Source organism: Dysosmobacter sp. HCP28S3_G4 (genome assembly GCF_052065175.1).
In the GTDB taxonomy this organism is placed as follows: domain Bacteria; phylum Bacillota; class Clostridia; order Oscillospirales; family Oscillospiraceae; genus Oscillibacter.
Genome location: NZ_JBQHUP010000113.1, coordinates 1 through 677 on the forward strand (window position 1 = coordinate 1; position 677 = coordinate 677).

Consider the following 677-nt stretch of genomic DNA (forward strand, 5'->3'; position numbering starts at 1 on the left):
ATACAGCTTGCCGTCTGCGCACTGCACCTCGGTAATGTCCGTGAGGAACTTCTCCAGCGGCCGCTCCGCGCCGAAGTTCCGCTTCAAAAGATTCTCCTGCTCCTGTGCTTCCGTTGTTGCCCTAGTGATCCCGTGCGGGATGCGCCGCTTATGGAGCCAGCCGTTTTCCTTCATGACACGGTACACAGTCCTCCGGCTGACGTCAATTCCGGACTGGCTGAGCGCCATGCGGATGCGGTTCACACCGTAGTTGCGGTTATCCGGGTGTTCTGCGAGGATTTCTTTGACTTTGACCGCAAGAAGCTGACGGCTGCTGCGTTTATCCCGGTTTCTCAGCCAGCGATAATAGCCAGACTCACTGATTCCCAGGACACGGCACATACTTTTCACCGTGTATACAGCCTTGCGCCTGAGCACAAACAGATGCCGTTCGCAACTTTTTACTTCTTGCGGTCTTTTGCGAAAAAACCGAGTGCATCCTTGAGAATGTCGTTCGCGGTGCGCAGCTCGGCAACCTCATGCTCAAGCTCGCGGATGCGGATAGCCTGCTCCTCTGTACTCAGCGCCTTCGTGGGCGGCCGGTTCCGGCGTATGCTTCGCCAGTCTGCCAGTGTGTAGTATGCGATGCCGAGCTGGTTGGCAGCGTTCTTCACCCCAATCTCATCAGACAGCTTGAG

1 protein-coding gene and 1 pseudogene are annotated in these 677 nt (G+C 56.6%); both read right to left on the reverse strand.

All coding sequences use genetic code 11. The features are described from left to right. Positions 1-381 (reverse strand): IS3 family transposase (locus ACTNBU_RS12680; protein ID WP_441034456.1); only part of this gene is annotated, 381 nt, incomplete at its 3' end. 59 nt (positions 382-440) lie between these two features. After that, positions 441-677 (reverse strand): annotated as a pseudogene (locus ACTNBU_RS12685) (hypothetical protein); the annotation flags it as partial.